General features: G+C 68.1%; 14 protein-coding genes. 7 read left to right on the top strand and 7 right to left on the bottom strand.

Annotated features, from left to right (window positions below; all coding sequences use genetic code 11):
* The first annotated feature begins 49 nt into the window (after positions 1 to 49).
* The 4 genes from ACQY4O_RS14430 (at position 50) to ACQY4O_RS14415 (ending at position 4,183) form a co-directional block, all read left to right on the top strand.
* Complete coding sequence (locus ACQY4O_RS14430; RefSeq protein ID WP_428377046.1) at positions 50 to 940, top strand: sugar phosphate isomerase/epimerase family protein; 891 nt, start codon at positions 50 to 52, stop codon at positions 938 to 940.
* Positions 941 to 947: 7 nt separating this feature from the next.
* Complete coding sequence (gene xylB / locus ACQY4O_RS14425) at positions 948 to 2,444, top strand: xylulokinase (RefSeq protein ID WP_428377045.1); 1,497 nt, start codon at positions 948 to 950, stop codon at positions 2,442 to 2,444.
* A 205-nt stretch (positions 2,445 to 2,649) separates the two neighbouring features.
* A complete protein-coding gene (locus ACQY4O_RS14420) occupies positions 2,650 to 2,952 on the top strand; it encodes a hypothetical protein (RefSeq protein WP_428377044.1) in 303 nt (100 codons plus the stop codon).
* A 10-nt stretch (positions 2,953 to 2,962) separates the two neighbouring features.
* Positions 2,963 to 4,183, top strand: coding sequence for an alpha-hydroxy acid oxidase (locus tag ACQY4O_RS14415; RefSeq protein WP_428377043.1), 1,221 nt, complete (start codon positions 2,963 to 2,965; stop codon positions 4,181 to 4,183).
* Between the two features lie 66 nt (positions 4,184 to 4,249).
* Here the strand turns inward: ACQY4O_RS14415 and ACQY4O_RS14410 are convergent, their stop codons facing one another.
* From ACQY4O_RS14410 to ACQY4O_RS14390, 5 genes are all read right to left on the bottom strand, one after another.
* Entirely contained in the window at positions 4,250 to 6,211 is a 1,962-nt protein-coding gene (locus ACQY4O_RS14410; RefSeq protein ID WP_428377042.1) for a CocE/NonD family hydrolase, read from the bottom strand.
* A 121-nt stretch (positions 6,212 to 6,332) separates the two neighbouring features.
* Positions 6,333 to 7,931 (bottom strand): rhamnogalacturonidase, encoded by a 1,599-nt coding sequence (locus tag ACQY4O_RS14405; protein WP_428377041.1) that lies wholly within the window; start codon positions 7,929 to 7,931, stop codon positions 6,333 to 6,335.
* 40 nt (positions 7,932 to 7,971) lie between these two features.
* Positions 7,972 to 9,363, bottom strand: a complete 1,392-nt coding sequence (locus ACQY4O_RS14400; RefSeq protein ID WP_428377040.1) for a dipeptidase — start codon at positions 9,361 to 9,363, stop codon at positions 7,972 to 7,974.
* A gap of 16 nt (positions 9,364 to 9,379) precedes the next feature.
* On the bottom strand, positions 9,380 to 12,457 hold the full coding sequence (locus ACQY4O_RS14395) for a glycosyltransferase (protein WP_428377039.1): 3,078 nt from the start codon (positions 12,455 to 12,457) through the stop codon (positions 9,380 to 9,382).
* 133 nt (positions 12,458 to 12,590) lie between these two features.
* Positions 12,591 to 12,887: a hypothetical protein gene (locus ACQY4O_RS14390; RefSeq protein WP_428377038.1), complete on the bottom strand. Its 297-nt coding sequence runs from the start codon at positions 12,885 to 12,887 to the stop codon at positions 12,591 to 12,593.
* 212 nt (positions 12,888 to 13,099) lie between these two features.
* Here ACQY4O_RS14390 and ACQY4O_RS14385 point away from each other — a divergent pair, with 212 nt between their 5' ends.
* From ACQY4O_RS14385 to ACQY4O_RS14375, 3 genes are read left to right on the top strand one after another with little or no spacing between them, the layout of a single operon-like run.
* Positions 13,100 to 13,468, top strand: a complete 369-nt coding sequence (locus ACQY4O_RS14385) for a lipopolysaccharide assembly protein LapA domain-containing protein (RefSeq protein WP_428377037.1) — start codon at positions 13,100 to 13,102, stop codon at positions 13,466 to 13,468.
* A gap of 6 nt (positions 13,469 to 13,474) precedes the next feature.
* Positions 13,475 to 14,173 carry an orotidine-5'-phosphate decarboxylase gene (pyrF, locus tag ACQY4O_RS14380; protein ID WP_428377036.1) on the top strand — a complete coding sequence of 233 codons (699 nt, stop codon included), beginning with the start codon at positions 13,475 to 13,477 and terminating at the stop codon, positions 14,171 to 14,173.
* Between the two features lie 12 nt (positions 14,174 to 14,185).
* Entirely contained in the window at positions 14,186 to 14,815 is a 630-nt protein-coding gene (locus tag ACQY4O_RS14375) for a phosphoribosylanthranilate isomerase (protein WP_428377035.1), read from the top strand.
* A gap of 102 nt (positions 14,816 to 14,917) precedes the next feature.
* On the opposite strand, the gene ACQY4O_RS14370 is transcribed toward ACQY4O_RS14375, so the two are convergent.
* Together ACQY4O_RS14370 and ACQY4O_RS14365 are read right to left on the bottom strand one after the other, a co-directional pair.
* On the bottom strand, positions 14,918 to 15,160 hold the full coding sequence (locus ACQY4O_RS14370; RefSeq protein WP_428377034.1) for a hypothetical protein: 243 nt from the start codon (positions 15,158 to 15,160) through the stop codon (positions 14,918 to 14,920).
* 204 nt (positions 15,161 to 15,364) lie between these two features.
* Positions 15,365 to 15,571, bottom strand: a complete 207-nt coding sequence (locus ACQY4O_RS14365) for a heavy-metal-associated domain-containing protein (protein ID WP_428377033.1) — start codon at positions 15,569 to 15,571, stop codon at positions 15,365 to 15,367.
* Between the last annotated feature and the right edge of the window lie 98 nt (positions 15,572 to 15,669).

Below are 15,669 nucleotides of genomic sequence, written 5' to 3'. Positions count from 1 at the left end.
GGCAGCGCCCTCGCCTTGCCTCAGCCCGCCAGAGGGGGACGCGACCACCATGAACAAGCTAGGCGTGCACGCCTTCGTCTGGACCGCCGGCTGGAACCGCCAGGATGCGGCCTACGCCATCGGCCAGACCGCGGAACTCGGCTTCGACCTGATCGAGGCGTCGGTGATGGATTTCACCAGCGTCGACGTGGCGGAGACCCGGCGCGAGCTGGAGCGGAGCCACCTCGGCATCACCATGTCGTTCGGCCTCGATGCGTCGATGGACATCTCCAGCGAGGACCCCGACCGCATCAGGCGCGGCGAGCGGCAGCTGGCCGACACCATTGCGGTGGCGCGCGATCTCGGGGCCACGCATCTGTGCGGCATCCTGTATTCGGCGTTCCAGAAATATGCGGTGCCGCCGACGCCCAAGGGCATCGAGAATTCGATCGACGTCATCCGGCGTGTGGCAAGGCAGGCGGCGGCGAGCAACATCACGCTCGGCATGGAAGTGGTGAACCGCTACGAGACCAATATCCTCAACACGGCAGCCCAGGGCGTCGCTTTCTGCAAGCGGGTCGGCGAGCCGAATGTCAGGGTGCATCTCGACTGCTACCACATGAATATCGAGGAAGCCGACGTCGCGGCCGCGATCACCCAGACCGGCGACTATCTCGGCTACTTCCACACCGGCGACTCCAATCGCGGCTATCTCGGCTCGGGCTCGATCGAGTTCGGCAGGATCTTCCGGGCGCTGGTGGCGTCGGGTTATGCCGGCCCGATCACCTTCGAGTCGTTCTCGTCGGCGGTGGTCGGACAGCCGCTGGAAGGCATCCTCGGCATCTGGCGCAACCTCTGGGACGACGGGCGTGACCTCGCGAGCCATGCCAAGCAGTTCACCGAGGCGCATCTGAAGGCAGCGCACGAGGCGGCGCGGCGTCGGCCCACCTCCCTCGACTGATCCCGACATGGTCGCCCCCGGCGCGGTGTTCCTGGGCATCGATCTCGGCACGTCCGCGGTCAAGGCGCTGCTGACGGACATGGACCAGGCGGTGCTGGCGACCGCTTCGCTGCCGCTCGCTACCGCACGGCCGCATCCGGACTGGTCGGAGCAGGCGCCGCAGGATTGGTGGCAGGCGGTCTGCGGGGTGGTCGCAGCACTGCGCCAGGCGGCGCCCGAGGCGATGGCGCGGGTGCGGGGTGTCGGCCTCTCGGGACAGATGCACGGCCTGGTGCTGCTGGATGCGCAGGACAGCGTGCTGCGCCCAGCGATCCTGTGGAACGATTCCCGCGCGAGCGAGGCGGCCGCGTATCTGGCCTCGGTGCATCCGGCGCTCGCCGCCATCGCGGGCGCCCCGCACTCGACCAGCTTCTGGCCGGCCAAGCTGCTCTGGCTGACGCGCCACGAGCCGGAGGTGCTCGGGCGCGCGCGACACATGCTGTTGCCGAAGGACTATGTCCGGTGGTGCATGACCGGGCGCTACCAGACCGATGCCTGCGACGCCGGGGGCACCGCGATGCTGGATGTCGCCGGGCGCGACTGGTCGGAGCCGATCCTTGCCGTCTGCGGCGTCACCCGCCTGGTCCTGCCGGACGTGGTGGAGGGCGACCAGGCTGCCGCCCTGCTGGCCCCGTCGGTCGCGGCCGAGTGGGGCATCGCGACGGATCGGGTCGTCGTTGCTGGGGGCGGTGGCGATTCCGCGACCGGGGCCATCGGCATCGGCGCGATCGCCGACGGCGACGCCACCATCTCGCTCGGCACCTCGGCGCAGGTGTTCGTGACCACCGATCGCTACCGGCACGCGGTCGAGTTCGGCGTGCAGAGCTTCCCGCACGCCTTGCCCGGGCGCTGGTGCCAGGCCGGAGCGGTGCTGAACGGCGCCAGCGCGCTGGCCTGGGCGACGCGGCTGTTCGGCCAGGACGATCCCGGGACGCTGCTGGCCGAGGCCCAAGCCCAGTCCGAGAAGACGCCCGGGGGTCCCGGGCGCCTGCTGTTCCTGCCGTACCTGACCGGGGAGCGCTGCCCGCACAACGACCCGCATGCGCGCGGCGTGCTGTTCGGCCTGACCCCGGCCGCCTCGCGCGCCGAGATCGTGCGGGCGGTGCTCGAAGGCGTCGCCTACAGCCTGGCGGACGCCCTCGCCTGCCTGGCCCGCGCCGGAACCACGGTCGGGCACGCGGCCATCGTCGGCGGCGGCGCGCGCAGTGCGTACTGGACCCGCATCATCGCCGATGTCATCGGCGTGCCGGTGATCCGCTACGCGGGCGGCGAGACCGGACCGGCGTACGGCGCCGCGCGGCTGGCGCGGCTTGCGGTGACCGGCGAGGCCCCGGAGGCGGTCTGCGGCAAGCCGCCTCTGCTCGACCGGACGATGCCGGACATGGGTCGGCATGCGCGCTACGAGCTCGGGTTGGCACGGTTCAGGTCCCTGTACCGGGCGCTGCGGGACGAGTTCCGGGGCTAGGAGACCGTCCGACAATGCTACTACGCCGGCGATCCCCCGCTTTCTCGGCCGACGCGCCTTTCTCCGCTTCCGGTGCTCACGGCCCCACTGTCAAGCATTGGGCGGCCGCTCCGCTCCGGTTCTCGAAAGACATGCCGGGCGTGCCGCTACGCGGCACTCTCGCTCGGCGTAGCGCATTCTCAGACGGTCTCCCAGAGCATGATGCATGCATCATGCTCCGCTTGAGAGTGAAATAGAGCAGCTTTATGAGTTAGTTGGCATCGCGAAGCGATTCCAACTAACATCATGCTGCTCTATAGAGCCTGATCCGATCGATCGGGCTCCATTCGACTTTGAAAAGAGCAGTTCGAGATCGGTCGTAGCCGCGCCTTCGAGCACGGGCGCCGGCGCGAAAACCGGCTGGGCGGCGCGCCAGCGCGGCCTGCAACGTCTCGGGCAGATGAACTATGCAGTGGCCGGGCGGGACGGCAAGGTGCCGATCATCGAACGCGAGCCGACCGACGCCTGAGGATCAAGCCATGCCTATCCATGCCGCCACCGGCAATCCTGCGACCCATCGCTCCGACTATGCTTCCGGCAACCGGCCGCGCCGTCATCGGCATCTGCTCCGGCACGCGCTGAACCTCGACGACTTCGAGCGCATGGTGGAGTACCGGCTACCACGGGCCGTATTCGGCTATGTCGCCGGAGGGGCCGAGTCCGGTGGTTCGCAGCGCCACAACCGCGCGGTCTTCGACCGGTGGCGGTTCATAACCCGGATCCTGCGCAATGTCTCACAGCGGAGCACGTCCACGACACTGTTCGGCCGCGCCTATGCAGCACCCTTCGCGATCGCCCCGATGGGCGCATCCGCGGTGGTGGGATATGACGCCGACAACCGCATGGCGCGCGCGGCGCGGGACGCGAACATCCCGTTCATCCTGAGCGCCAATTCGATCACGCCGCTGGAAGAACTTGCCCAGACAAACCCGCATGCCTGGTTCGCGGCGTACCAGAAGGCGGACGCCGACAACATACGCACCATGTGCGATCGCGTGGCGTTAGCGGGATACGACGTGTTCATGCTGACGGTGGACGTGCCGGTCGGATCGAACCGCGAGAACAACATACGAAACGGCTACACGATGCCGCTCCGTCCGACGCCGCGCCTGGCACTCGACGGGCTGCGCCATCCGCGCTGGCTGGCGGGGACCGGTCTGCGCACGGTCATGCGGCGCGGCGTGCCGGCCATCAGCAACATCGATCCGGTGGCGCGCCCGACGATCTTCTCCCGCTCGCTCGGCGGCGTCACCGGACATGCCGCCTTTGCGTGGGAACAGGCCGAGCTGATCCGCCGCCACTGGCCCGGCCGGTTCGTGCTCAAGGGGATCCTGTCGAAGGAGGATGCGCGGATCGCGCGCGAAAGCGGCGTCGACGGGATCGTGGTCTCGAACCATGGCGGTCGGCAACTCGACGGCGCGGTGTCGCCGATGGACGTGCTGCCCGAAATCCGCGGCGAGAGCGGCGCGATGACGGTATTCGCCGATAGCGGCTTCCGGCGCGGCACCGACGTGTTGAAGGCGCTCGCCCTCGGCGCGCACTGCATCCTGATCGGCCGGCCGTTCCTGTTCGCCGCCGCGCTGGCCGGCGAGGCCGGCGTCGAGCATGCGATCAGGCTGCTGGCCAAGGAGATCGACACGGATCTTGCCCTGCTCGGGCTCGATGCGATCGATCAGGTGGATGCCGGCATCCTGCGCTGACCGGGGTTGACGATCATGCGCAGGCCTGCCGCCGGGATGTCATGCCGAACGCTGGAGCAGGCGCCGTTACGGTCCCGCCACCACTGTCCCGTCATCGCCCGCTACGACCGGTAACTGTATGTAGCTCGCCGCATCCGGCGCATGGAACACCCGGTCGGTCGCCTTGATGTAATCGCCCGGCTTGGCGAAGAAGATGTTCGGCACGTAGCTCTGCGGGTTCCGGTCGTAGAGCGGAAACCAGCTCGATTGGACCTGCACCATGATCCGGTGGCCGGGCAGGAAGACGTGGTTCACGTTCGGCAGTGCCAGCGTATAGGCCACGACCTTGCCCGGCGGGATCGCGCTCGGGTGGGCCGGATCGTCGCGATAGCGGCCGCGCAGGATGTCCATGCTGACGCCGAGCTCGTATCCGCCGAGCTCCGGCTGGTCCGGCACGCTGTCGGGATAGACGTCGATCAGCTTGACCACCCAGTCCGCGTCCGTGCCCGTCGTCGACGCCATCAGGTGCGCGACCGGCGCCCCGGTGATTGTGACCGGCGCCTTCAAGGGCGCCGTACTGTAGCTCAGGACGTCCGGCCGGCCGTCCGCGAAGCGCTGGTCGTCGACGAGCCACGTGTGCCAGGTCGAATCGTCTGCATAGGTCGGCCGGATCGGCCGCAGCCGATAAGGCACCGGCTTGGCCGGATCCGACACGTACTCGTCATACGCGGTCGTTCCCACTCCCGGCCGCAGGAACGATAACCCGAAGTCGGCCTGGAGATAGAGCGCGCGTCCCGTGTCGGCGCACGCCGCACAGGCCTGCGGCCAATTGGCATAGGTGCGCCAGGTATCGGAGCCGGTCTGGAAGGCGGTGACCGGTGCAATGTGCGCGGGCGCCGCTCCATCCTTGAGCCGCGCGTCGAGGAAAGGCAGCATCACATGCTTTCGGAACCAGGCGCCGGTGTCACCGCCCCAGTCGAATGGTCCGAGCGCGTTGCCCTTCGTGTTCGCCTGCCCATGGAACCAAGGTCCCATCACCAGGAACCGGTCGGACGCGTCGCCCTTGGCCGCGGTCGCCGCAAAGGCGGCGATTGCGCCGTAGATATCCTCCTGGTCCCATTGGCCTTGCACGAATAGCGTCGGCACGGTGAGCTTCGCGCGTGCCAGCAGCTTGTCCACCGCTTGTCCCTGCCAGAACCCGTCATAGGCGGGATGGCTTGTCAGGCGCTGCCAGAACGGCAGCTGCCTCAGCCCCATCGCATTCCCGAATGCGCCGGCTGAAACGTGCTTGAGATAAAGGGGAAAGTCATCATGTCCGGCCGCCCACCATTTCAAACTCGAATCCTTCGACGCGGTCTGAGCATAGATGTAGTCCATCATCTCCTCGCGAAATGCGCCGTGATGAAACCAGTCGTCCCCGATCCAGGTGTCGACCATCGGGTTGATCGGAACCGCCGCCCTGAGCGCCGGGTTCGGGTTGATCAGGCTCATCAGCGTCGTGAAGCCATCGTAGCTGGTGCCGATGGTGCCGACGCGACCGTTCGACTCAGGAACGTGCTTCACCAGCCAGCCGATCGTGTCGTAGGCATCGGTGCTGTGATCGACCTTGGTATCATTGAGAGGACCCACCAGCGGCCGGTTCATCACGTAGTCGCCGTTCGACTTGTACTTGCCGCGTACGTCCTCGACCACAACAATGTAGCCGTCGCGGACGAGATCGCGAAACGCGTAGCGCATTGCCTCGGCGACACTCGGCGTCTCGACGTTACCCGTGAGCTTGTCTGCGCTATACGGCGTCCGGTCGAGCATGATCGGCCCGTGCTTGACGCTGTGGGGCACGATGATGACCGCATGCAGCCGCACGCCGTCACGCATCGGGATCATCACGTTACGCTTGTCATAATCGTATTCGCTCAGGACCGGCCTGAAATGGGCGGGGATGTCGCCGCCGACACCCTGTCCCGAACCGCTTGCGGCGTCGGAGGCCGGCTGATGCGCCTTCGACGGCATCGCGGGCGCGGCCTTCGAACCGGAGACGTCCTGTGCCATCGCCGCTGCACAATGCGAACCTCCCAGCACCATCATTACGGCCAGAACCGATCGTCTGTTCGTCATCGCGCTACTCCGGGTCGTGTCAGCACGGAGCGATTCCAGCCAACGTCATGATGCTCTAGAAGCTCGTCCGGTTCTCGGTCTGGGCGACCGACCGGTCCGGGATGCCGGGGCTGCCGGATACCGAGAATGCGCTCACGCCCGACAGCGAAAAGGCCGACGCCTGGCCGCGTCCGGTCGCGAACAGCCGGAAAATGTCGGCGCCGGCCACGTCATCCATTGCGAACACCGGCCGTGCGTCGGGTGCATCGAACGCGATCTCGATGTTGCTCATCTCCAGCTTGCGCACATGGCGCATGAAGAATCCCGAAGCCGGCAGCGTGCCCATCCGGCGCGGTTCGGGATAGCCCTTGATGTCTTCCGGCACCTGCACCGCCGCCATGCCGGCGGTGCCCCCGCCGGGCGCCTGGATCAGCACGTTGTCGATCCGCACGTCCTCGATCGCGTGGCCCGGGATGCCGGCCAGGATCGATGGCATCGGGCTGCTTGCCTGGCAAACGAGATCGCTGATCAGGATACGACGCATGCGGCCGACAGGCACTCCCGCAGGGCCTCGCATGCGCGCGCCGAGACGCAAATAGAGTGGCGGCGCGTTGCGGATGTCGCGCATCGTGTTGCCCGAGAAGGTCACGTCCTCGCAGACGCCGCCATCGACGGTTTCCAGCGCAAAGCCGCGGCATGTCTCGAAGGTGCAGCCCGAGACGGTGATGTTGCGGTAGCCGCCGTTGCTTTCGGTGCCCGCCTTGATGCGCCCGGTATAGGCGCGCTCGCCGGCATTGATCCGGTCGAAGCGCTGGAACGTGCCATCGAGCAATGTGCCGACCAGGTAACCGCCGGTCACGTGGCAGCCGGTGATCGATACGTTCTCGGTCATGCGCGCGGCGCCGAGCGCGTACGAGCTCTTGAGACAGATCCCGTCATCCTCGGGTGAGTTCACGATGCAGTTCGAGATCGCGACGTTGCGGCAGCAATCGATGTCCATGCCGTCGCGGTTGGTGTCGATGCGGAGTGCGTCGATCACCAGGTTGTCGACGCCGGTTGCCAGGATGCCGAAATGGCCGCCGCGCAGGATGGCGAAATCCCGCAGCGTGACGTTGTGGCAGTGCTTCAGGGCAATCGTCTTGTTGGCGACGCCCGGTGCGTGCACGAGCGGCAGTCCGGTGTCCCAGTCGTAGGTCCGGCTCAGGGCGGACCCGTCGATCAGGCCGGCGCCGAGGATTGCCACATCGTGCAGGTTCTCGCCCCAGATCAGGCTGTTGTGCCAGTGGTTGTGACCGAAATCCTGGTAGGCCTCCCAGGGCGCGTTGCTCTCGGCCGCGTCGTAGCCGCCTTGCGTCGTGCCGTGGCGCGGCACGCTGGCGGCCTTGATCGTGGCGCCGGTCTCCAGCAGCAGGCTGACGCCGCTCGCAAGACGGATCGAAAAGCACAGGTAGGTCCCGGCCGGCAACCGCACAGTGCCACCGCCACGGGAGGCTGCTTCATCGATGGCGCGGTTGATCGCGGGGCTGTCGATCGCCTGCCCGTTGCCTGCCGCGCCATAGTGCCGCACGTCGAGGGCGGGGGCGCCGCCACCGGACGCTGCGGCGGATGCCACGGCGCCCGGGGCACCAAGCAGCGCACCGGTGGCTCCGAGCAGGTGACGTCGCGTGATGGTCATGCGGGAGTTCCCTCGGCAACCGCGGTCCGGCGCCGGTCCGTCAGATCGCTGCCAGCGCGTGCAGGATGCGGGCCCAGGAGCGGATGCCGCGGTGGAAGCTGTCGACGTCGTATTTCTCGTTCGGCGAGTGGATGCGGTCATCGTCGCGGGCAAAGCCCACCAGCAGGGCGTTCATGCCGAGCGCCTGCTGGAGTTCGCCGACCACCGGGATCGAGCCCCCGGAGCCGATGGTGACGGCAGGGCGCCCCCACTCCTCCCCGAGGGCGCGCAGCGTGGCGGCAAGCGGGGCGCCGTCGAACGGCACCGCGCAGGCCGGCGAGCCGCCGTGCGGGCGGAATTCGACCGCGCAGTCGCCAGGGATGCGGCTTCGCACGTAGTCACGGAAGGCGGCTCGGATGCGCTCGGGCTCCTGGCCGGCGACCAGCCTGAACGAGATCTTGGCCGAGGCCTTGGCCGGCAGCACGGTCTTGAAGCCGGGCTCCTGGTAGCCGCCGGAGATGCCGTTCACCTCGCAGGACGGCCGCGCCCAGGTCTGCTCGAGTGCGCTGTAGCCGCGCTCGCCGGCCGGGATCGACAGGCCCACCGGGCCGAGGGCGGCCTCGTCGGTCAGGCCGATGCGGTTCCAGGCGGCGCGCACCGCTTCGGGCACGTCGGTCACGCCGTCATAGAAGCCGGGCAGGGTGACCCGGCCGGCCTCGTCGCGCAGCCCGGCGATGATGTCGGCCAGGACATGGATCGGATTGCGTGCGGCATTGCCGAAGATGCCGGAATGCAGGTCGCGGTCGGCGGCCGAGATCACGATCTCCTCGCCGACCAGGCCGCGCAGCATGGTGGTGATCGCCGGGATCTCGTGCCCGACCATGCCGGTGTCGCAGATCAGCGCGACGTCGGCTCGCAATTCGTCCGCATTGGCCTTGAGGAACGGCAGCAGGTTCTCGCCGCCGCTCTCCTCCTCGCCCTCGAGGATGATCGAGACCAGGACCGGCAGCTCGCCTTCCGCTTCGCGCAGCGCGCGGCAGGCTTCCAGGAAGGTCATCACCTGGCCCTTGTCGTCCGAGGCCCCCCTGGCGATGATGGCGCCGTTGCGGACCACGGGCTCGAATGGCGCGGTGTCCCAGAGGGACAGCGGATCGATCGGCTGCACGTCATAGTGGCCGTAGAACAGGACATGCGGGCCGTGCCGCGCCGACCGGTCGTGCGCCACCACGATCGGGTGGCCGGGCGTCTCGCGCACCGAGGCGTCGAAGCCCATGCCGCCCAGCAGGTCCGACAGCCATCCGGCGGCGCGCCTGCAGTCGCCGGCATGGTCCGGCTGGGTGGAGATGCTGGGGATGCGCAGCAGGTCGAACAGGCGCGCGAGGCTGGGCTCCAGGTTGGCGTCGATTTGAGCCAGCGTCCTGTCTCTTGCGCCTTCTGGGTCGCCTGCACTCATGAAAAAACCCGATATTCTATTGCCGTCCCGGCGATCCGCCGTATGGCCGCATATCGTGCAGGATGTCGCGCAGGCTGTCGAGGTAGAGCGCCTGGCTGTTCTCGTGCACCAGGCGGCGCAACGCACCACGGCGCACCGTGTTCCAGGTCTCCGGGTCGTCGTACAGCCGCAGCACCCCGTCGGCGAAGCGGGCCGGATCGTCGGTGCCGCCGTTCATGATCTCGGCCTGGTCGGTCCAGCCGACCTGGCCGCAGAGTAGGCCGGTGGCTACGACCGGCAGGCCGAAGGCGGCGGCCTCGTGCACCTTGAACGGGATGCCGCCGGCGAAGCGCGTGGGGGCGATGAACACGCGATGGTGGTCGTATAGCGCCTCGAGGTCGTCGACGCTGCCGATCAGGTCGACACGCGGATGCCGGCCCAGGGCGGAGAGGTCGATCCCCCGCCGCACGAAGCCCGCGACGGTGAAGCGGACGCCGGGCGGCAGCCGGTGATCGAGCAGCGGTAGCACCTGCTCGATGAACCATTCGAGACTGTCATGGTTGGGCGAGTTCGCATCGTGGATGGCGCCCAGGAAGAGCAGTCCGTTGCGTTGGCTCCAGGTCGAGCGCGTCGGCGTCGGCAGCTTGAGATGGCCGAGCACGGAGACGTTGCTGTGCCCGGCACGCCGGACCAGGGCCGCGTCGGCCTCGTTCACCGCGATGATCTTCTGGCAGAAATAGGCGCAGGCCAGTTCCCGCTGCAGCGCCTGGTCCAGCGTGTCGGGCTGCGGCAGGCCGAGCACCCGGTTCTGCTCGACGGTGCGCGGGGCTGCGATGGCTTCGGTGTCGAGTACGAAGCCATGCGCCGGCAGGAACGAGGAGGCGTCGCCCAGAATCGGCAGCAGCCGTTCCAGGTTGTGGGTGCGGCCGATCCAGACGATGTCGAAGTAGCCGGCGCGCTCCTCGATGAAGCCGGGCAGCGCCTCCATGCCGCGCTCGTACAGGATCTCCGCGGTCTCCGGCATATCCCGGTAGATCTCGATCGGGCTGGCGGTCGCCTTGTAGATCGGGAACACGCTGACCTGGTGGCCGAGGGCCGCCATGCTGTGGATGATGTCGTTGGAGCGCACGTAGCCCGCGCCGAGGTTGCGCAGCGGGATGCGGTCCTCGATGAACAGGATGCGCAGGCTCAGGGCGCCGGCCTCGATCTCGCCGGCGCCGCGCGGCAAGACGCGCGGACGCGGCGAGCGCGCGTGCACGGCGTTGCGCAGGCGTGGCGGGTGCTGGTAGCGCAGCCAGTCCATGTGCTTGGACAGGAAGATCTTGTGGTTGCGCAGCATCAGACGGCTCGATGCGGCGGCATCGGCGGAGCCGTATTCGAAATGCTGGATCACCACCGACGGGTCGTAGAGGATGCGGTAGCCCGCCTTGCGCAGCCGCACGCACAGGTCCGCCTCCTCGTAGTAGGCCGGCCGGTAGTCGTCGTCGAAGCCGCCGAGCTGCTTGACCAATCCAGTGCGGAACATCAGGAATGCGCCGGAGCAGAAATCCACATCACGCAGGAAGTTGGCTTCCGGGGTGTTCGGATCGGCATCGCGCAAGTAGCCGTACGTGGTGCCGTCACGCCAGATGATGGAGCCGGCTTCCTGCAACTGGCCGTTGGTGCGTATGCATTTGGCGCCGACGGCGGCGATCGAGGGCTCGGAGAATAGCCGGTCGATGGCGCGCTGGCAGGCGTTGATGCCGAGCAGCAGGTCGTTGTTGAGGTAGAGCAGCGCCGGTGCTGTGACCTCGCCGAGTGCTGCGTTGCAGCTCTCCACGAAGCCGGCATTGTACGGAAAGCGGATCAGCTTGGCGCCGGTGATGTGGCGCTCGACATGGCGCGTCTCATCCGACGAGCCGGAATCCACCAGGATCAGCTCGATGGCGCCGGGGAAGTTCGCCCGCAGCGAGGCCATCGCCATCATGGTGAGGGCGAACTGGTTGTGCAGCACGACGATGACGCTGAGTGCCGGCGCCACGCTTGCGGCTAGGCGAAAATCGAGGCCGTCGCGGGCGAGTTGCGGCAGCATCGCCTCCGCGGAGCGGGCGAACAGCTGCTTGCACTGCAGCTCGGCAATCGGTTCCGCGATGCGGCCGAGCGTGCCGGACGCCATGCGCGACAGCCAGTGCGCAAACGCATCCCTGAAGGCGCCGCCTTCGAGATCCGCCTGCACGCGTCCGCTGCAGTAATAGTGCAGCAGGTCGATGTCGGCGTGCGGCCGCCGGCGCTCCTCGGCGCCGTGCTTGAGGAAATGCTCGTAGGTGTTGCGGAAGCGGCCGCTCTCCACCGCGCTCTGCACATCCGGATAGGTCGCGGCGTAGTAGGCTTCGGAGAACCATTGCAGCGGCTGGTAATCCTGCGGCCGCGTGTTAGTCAGGTAGTGGTGCAGCGCGCATCGGTAGCCGCCGCCGGCGATCGCGGCTGCGACGTCCGGATGCGTGGCCATGTACCAGGCCGGATCGAAATACCACGAGATGCGGCCGAACGAGCCGGCGATGCAGCCGCCGGTCAGGAACTGCATGAACGAGCCGCCCGCGGTGACGGGAGAGCGATCCTCGTCCGGCTTGTTGTACCGGTAGAGCGTCGCATCGAACAGCCAGTGGCCGCTGCGGAATTCCTGGTCGCCGAGGCTGAGATAATGGTCGTAGCCGTTCAGCAGGCCGTGCCGGTCCAGGACGCCGCGGCTGATATCGGCATTGCTGCTGAGATAGAAGCTCTCCGAGAACAGCCAGTGCGGTGACCGGTCGCGGAAGCCTTCGGCGCAATAATGCGAGAATCCCGATGCGATGGCGCCGCGCACGACGAGGGCGGCCACATCCGGGTTGGTGTCAAGATAGTAGCCCTCGTCGAAGAACATGTTCGGCGAGTGCCCGAGGCGGCCGCCGTACTGGCGGTAGAATGTCTCGAGGTCGGCAAGGCCGGCGGCGCGCATCTGCTCGGGTGCCGCGGGATACTCGCCGAGATACCAGGCCGCGTCGAACCTCGACCAGACCGGACTGCGTGCAGCCGGCTCGAAGTCGCACAGGTCCCCTGTGGTGTTGACCGGGAGCATCTCGATGCGTGCTTCGTTCACGAGCCAACCGCCATGATGTTCCGGGCCTGCGGCACCGGATTAGCACGTCCACCACGCCGGCGGTAAAGTTCTCGCGAGGTTTATGACAAGACCGTTAGTTGGACCGATCCCAAAACGAAAGCCGCACTGGCGATCAGTTCAGGCGTCCGCGCAGAAAGCCGAGCGCCGGCAATGGCCGCCAGCTGCGCGGCAGGTCGGCACGCCGGATCGGCGCCACGCTGTACGACGGGACCGGCTGGCGCGACAGGCGCAGGAACTGCGCGTAGGCGCGAACCTGCTGCTCGCGCCAGGCCTGGTCGGCGAGTGCCGCGTCGCGGGTCGGGTAGATCTCGGCGATGCGCGCGGCACGGCCAGAGGTTGCGATGACCGCCCAGATCCGGTCGTCCCGGCGTGCATTCCGCACCTGATCGAGCGTGACGATCTCGCTCATGCGTCCTCCAGCTTGGGGATCGACGAAACCATGAGAGGCGTGGCACCCGCAAGCGCCGGGACTGTCGGGGAACCGCCGCCCCGGCTGCCGCGACCTTGCGCTGCCGTGTTCTTGATGCGGAGGCGTCAGCGAGCTAGAGCAGCATCCGGTCGATGAGGCTGCTCTATCATACGAGAGGCGGGGCACGATCCGTCGCGCCCCTGGAGCCAGACATGTTGCGCCTGATCATCACGCTGCCGTTCCTGATTGCCCTGGTCGTGTTCGCGTTCAAGAACCAGCAGGTGGTCACGCTGGACCTGCCCTACGTCTATAGCGGGCAGTCCACCCTGGCGATGGTGGTGATCGTCGTGGCGCTGGTGTTCTTCCTGATCGGCGGCCTGGCGGTGTGGTTCGCCGAGTTGCGGCAGCGGCGGCGGGCGCGGCGGGCCGAGAGCACCATCCGCTCCCTCGAGGCGCAGGTCACCGATCTCCGCCAGCAGCTGGCGCAGTCGGCGGCGCAGCACAGCCTCGCGCAGCAGGGGGTGCCCGCCACCGCCACCACCACCTACCTGCCGGCGACGCAGCCGCCTTCGGCGTTCTGACCGGGCATGCCGCAGGATCGCCGTACCCGGCTGATCGCAGCACTCGATACCGCCGACCTGGGTGAGGCGCAGCGCTGGGCGGCGGCGGTGGCGCCCTACGCCGGCGCGATCAAGCTCGGGCTCGAATTCACCTATGCCCAGGGGCTTGCCGAGGTGCGGCGCCTTGCCGGATCGGCCAGGCTGTTCCTCGACCTGAAGCTGCACGACATCCCGAACACCGTGGCCGGCGCGCTGCGCAGCCTGGCGCCGGCGCGGGCCGCGATGCTCACCATCCATGCCGCCGGCGGCCCGGCGATGATCACTGCCGCACGCGAGGCGTGCGACGCCATGCCCGAACGCCCGCTGCTGCTGGCGGTGACGGTGCTGACCAGCCTGGACGCGGACGCCTTGCACCAGACCGGGATCGCCGGCGGTCCGCGACAGCAGGTGATGCGGCTCGGCCGGCTGGCCATGCAGGCCGGCGCCGACGGGCTGGTCTGCTCGCCGCACGAGGTGGCGATGTTGCGGGACGCTCTGGGCGATGCGCCGGTGCTGGTGGCGCCGGGGGTGCGGCCGGAGGGCTCGGCGTCCGGCGACCAGAAGCGGGTGATGACTCCGGGGGAGGCGGCACAAGCGGGTGCCGACTGGATCGTCGTCGGGCGCCCGATCACCCGGGCCGGCGATCCCGGCGCCGCTGCGGCTGCCATCGCGGCCGAGCTCGCGTAGGTCCCGCTCCGGATGACGCAGGTCAAGATCTGCGGCCTGAGCGACGAAGCCGGCTGCGACGCGGCGGTGGAGCATGGCGCCGACTGGCTGGGCTTCGTCTTTTTTGCGAAATCGCCGAGAGCGGTCGATCCGGCGCGCGCCGCTGCCCTGTCGGCCCGCTATGCCGGCGGCCCGGGCCGGGTCGGCCTGTTCGTGCGCGCCGACGATGATGCCATCCGGGCCTGCCTGGACCGGGTGCGGCTGGACGCCCTGCAGATCTACGACACCGCCGAGCGCGCGGCCGTGATCCGGGCGCGATTCGGCGTGCCGGTCTGGCTCGCCTGCGGCGTCGGCGATGCCGCCGATCTCCCGGTCGCGGCGCTGGCCGACCGGATGCTGCTCGAGAGCCGGCCGCCCGCGGGCGGCGACCGGCCCGGCGGCAACGCCACGCGGCTGGACTGGCAGTTGCTGGCGGACTGGCAGGCGCCAGGTCCGTGGATGCTGGCGGGCGGCCTCGATCCCGGCAATGTCTCGCAGGCCATGCGCGTCACCAGGGCGCCAGCGGTCGATGTCTCGTCCGGGGTCGAGTTCGAGCCGGGGCGCAAGGACCCCGCCCGGATCGCAGCCTTCCTGGGTGCCGTGCGCGCGGCCGACCGGGCCTAGTGGTAATAATCTGACGGAAGAGTCGTCAGGTTTTACCACTAGCCTTTGATTTGGCGGGCCGATTCACCTGCCGCTCGGGTAGTGAGCGTCAGGATCGGACCACTAGCTGGTCCGCCTGGGGCGGCACTCGCACAGCAGCTCTTGCCGGATCTCGGCGGCGAGGCGTGGGTTGGCGCGGCGGATCTGGCCGATCCGCAGCGCGGCGGCGGTGCCGGGCGGTGGGTTGCTCTCCCAGTTCTCCAGGAACAGCAGGTCCGACGACAGGCGCTCGATGATGGCCTGGCTGCTGTGGAAAGCAGACAGCGCGCGCTGCGCCGCGGTGGTTCTAGGCAGGCTCGTCTTCATCGTCTCCGTCCGCAGCAGGGTTGACCCTGTCTCTGGCGTTGCGGCTGGCCGGTTGAACCAGGCCATCCCGATGATGAAGATAAAGAACCCACCAGCGACTTCAAGCATTCCCTGCCCATTCCGCTTGGAATTTTGATGGACCGGATCGTGCAGTTCAAATCGTGTTGATGGTCCTGTGACTATTTTTTAAGTAATAATTCAAGACTACTCACCGGCGACATAACCCGCCTGCGCCACCGCGGCCCTGATCGCGGACCGATGCGCCTCGCCCTGCCAGCTCAGGATGCCGGTCGCCAGGTCGACCTGCGGGCGCGCCACGCCCGGAACCGCGCTGGCCGCGGCCGTTACGGCGCGGACGCAGTGCGCGCAGGTCATGCCGTGCACTTCGATGCGTGGCTCGCTGGTGTCCATGGCGCAGTATTCTCCGTTGGAGCATGATCCGACCGATCATGCTCGGCTGTCGTGCCCGAGACCCCCTATATAGGAGGCCTGAACCGAAGCGGCTCTGG

Source organism: Lichenicoccus sp. (assembly GCF_965277665.1).
Lineage (GTDB): Bacteria > Pseudomonadota > Alphaproteobacteria > Acetobacterales > Acetobacteraceae > Lichenicoccus.
This window is presented reverse-complemented; position numbering and strand designations above follow the sequence as displayed.

Coding starts and splice junctions, on each gene's coding strand:
- ACQY4O_RS14430 (WP_428377046.1), top strand. CDS start 50: ATGAACAAGCTAGGCGTGCACGCCTTCGTCTGGACCGCCGGCTGGAAC.
- xylB (WP_428377045.1), top strand. CDS start 948: ATGGTCGCCCCCGGCGCGGTGTTCCTGGGCATCGATCTCGGCACGTCC.
- ACQY4O_RS14420 (WP_428377044.1), top strand. CDS start 2,650: ATGCATCATGCTCCGCTTGAGAGTGAAATAGAGCAGCTTTATGAGTTA.
- ACQY4O_RS14415 (WP_428377043.1), top strand. CDS start 2,963: ATGCCTATCCATGCCGCCACCGGCAATCCTGCGACCCATCGCTCCGAC.
- ACQY4O_RS14410 (WP_428377042.1), bottom strand. CDS start 6,211: ATGGCACAGGACGTCTCCGGTTCGAAGGCCGCGCCCGCGATGCCGTCG.
- ACQY4O_RS14405 (WP_428377041.1), bottom strand. CDS start 7,931: ATGACCATCACGCGACGTCACCTGCTCGGAGCCACCGGTGCGCTGCTT.
- ACQY4O_RS14400 (WP_428377040.1), bottom strand. CDS start 9,363: ATGAGTGCAGGCGACCCAGAAGGCGCAAGAGACAGGACGCTGGCTCAA.
- ACQY4O_RS14390 (WP_428377038.1), bottom strand. CDS start 12,887: ATGAGCGAGATCGTCACGCTCGATCAGGTGCGGAATGCACGCCGGGAC.
- ACQY4O_RS14385 (WP_428377037.1), top strand. CDS start 13,100: ATGTTGCGCCTGATCATCACGCTGCCGTTCCTGATTGCCCTGGTCGTG.
- pyrF (WP_428377036.1), top strand. CDS start 13,475: ATGCCGCAGGATCGCCGTACCCGGCTGATCGCAGCACTCGATACCGCC.
- ACQY4O_RS14375 (WP_428377035.1), top strand. CDS start 14,186: ATGACGCAGGTCAAGATCTGCGGCCTGAGCGACGAAGCCGGCTGCGAC.
- ACQY4O_RS14370 (WP_428377034.1), bottom strand. CDS start 15,160: ATGAAGACGAGCCTGCCTAGAACCACCGCGGCGCAGCGCGCGCTGTCT.
- ACQY4O_RS14365 (WP_428377033.1), bottom strand. CDS start 15,571: ATGGACACCAGCGAGCCACGCATCGAAGTGCACGGCATGACCTGCGCG.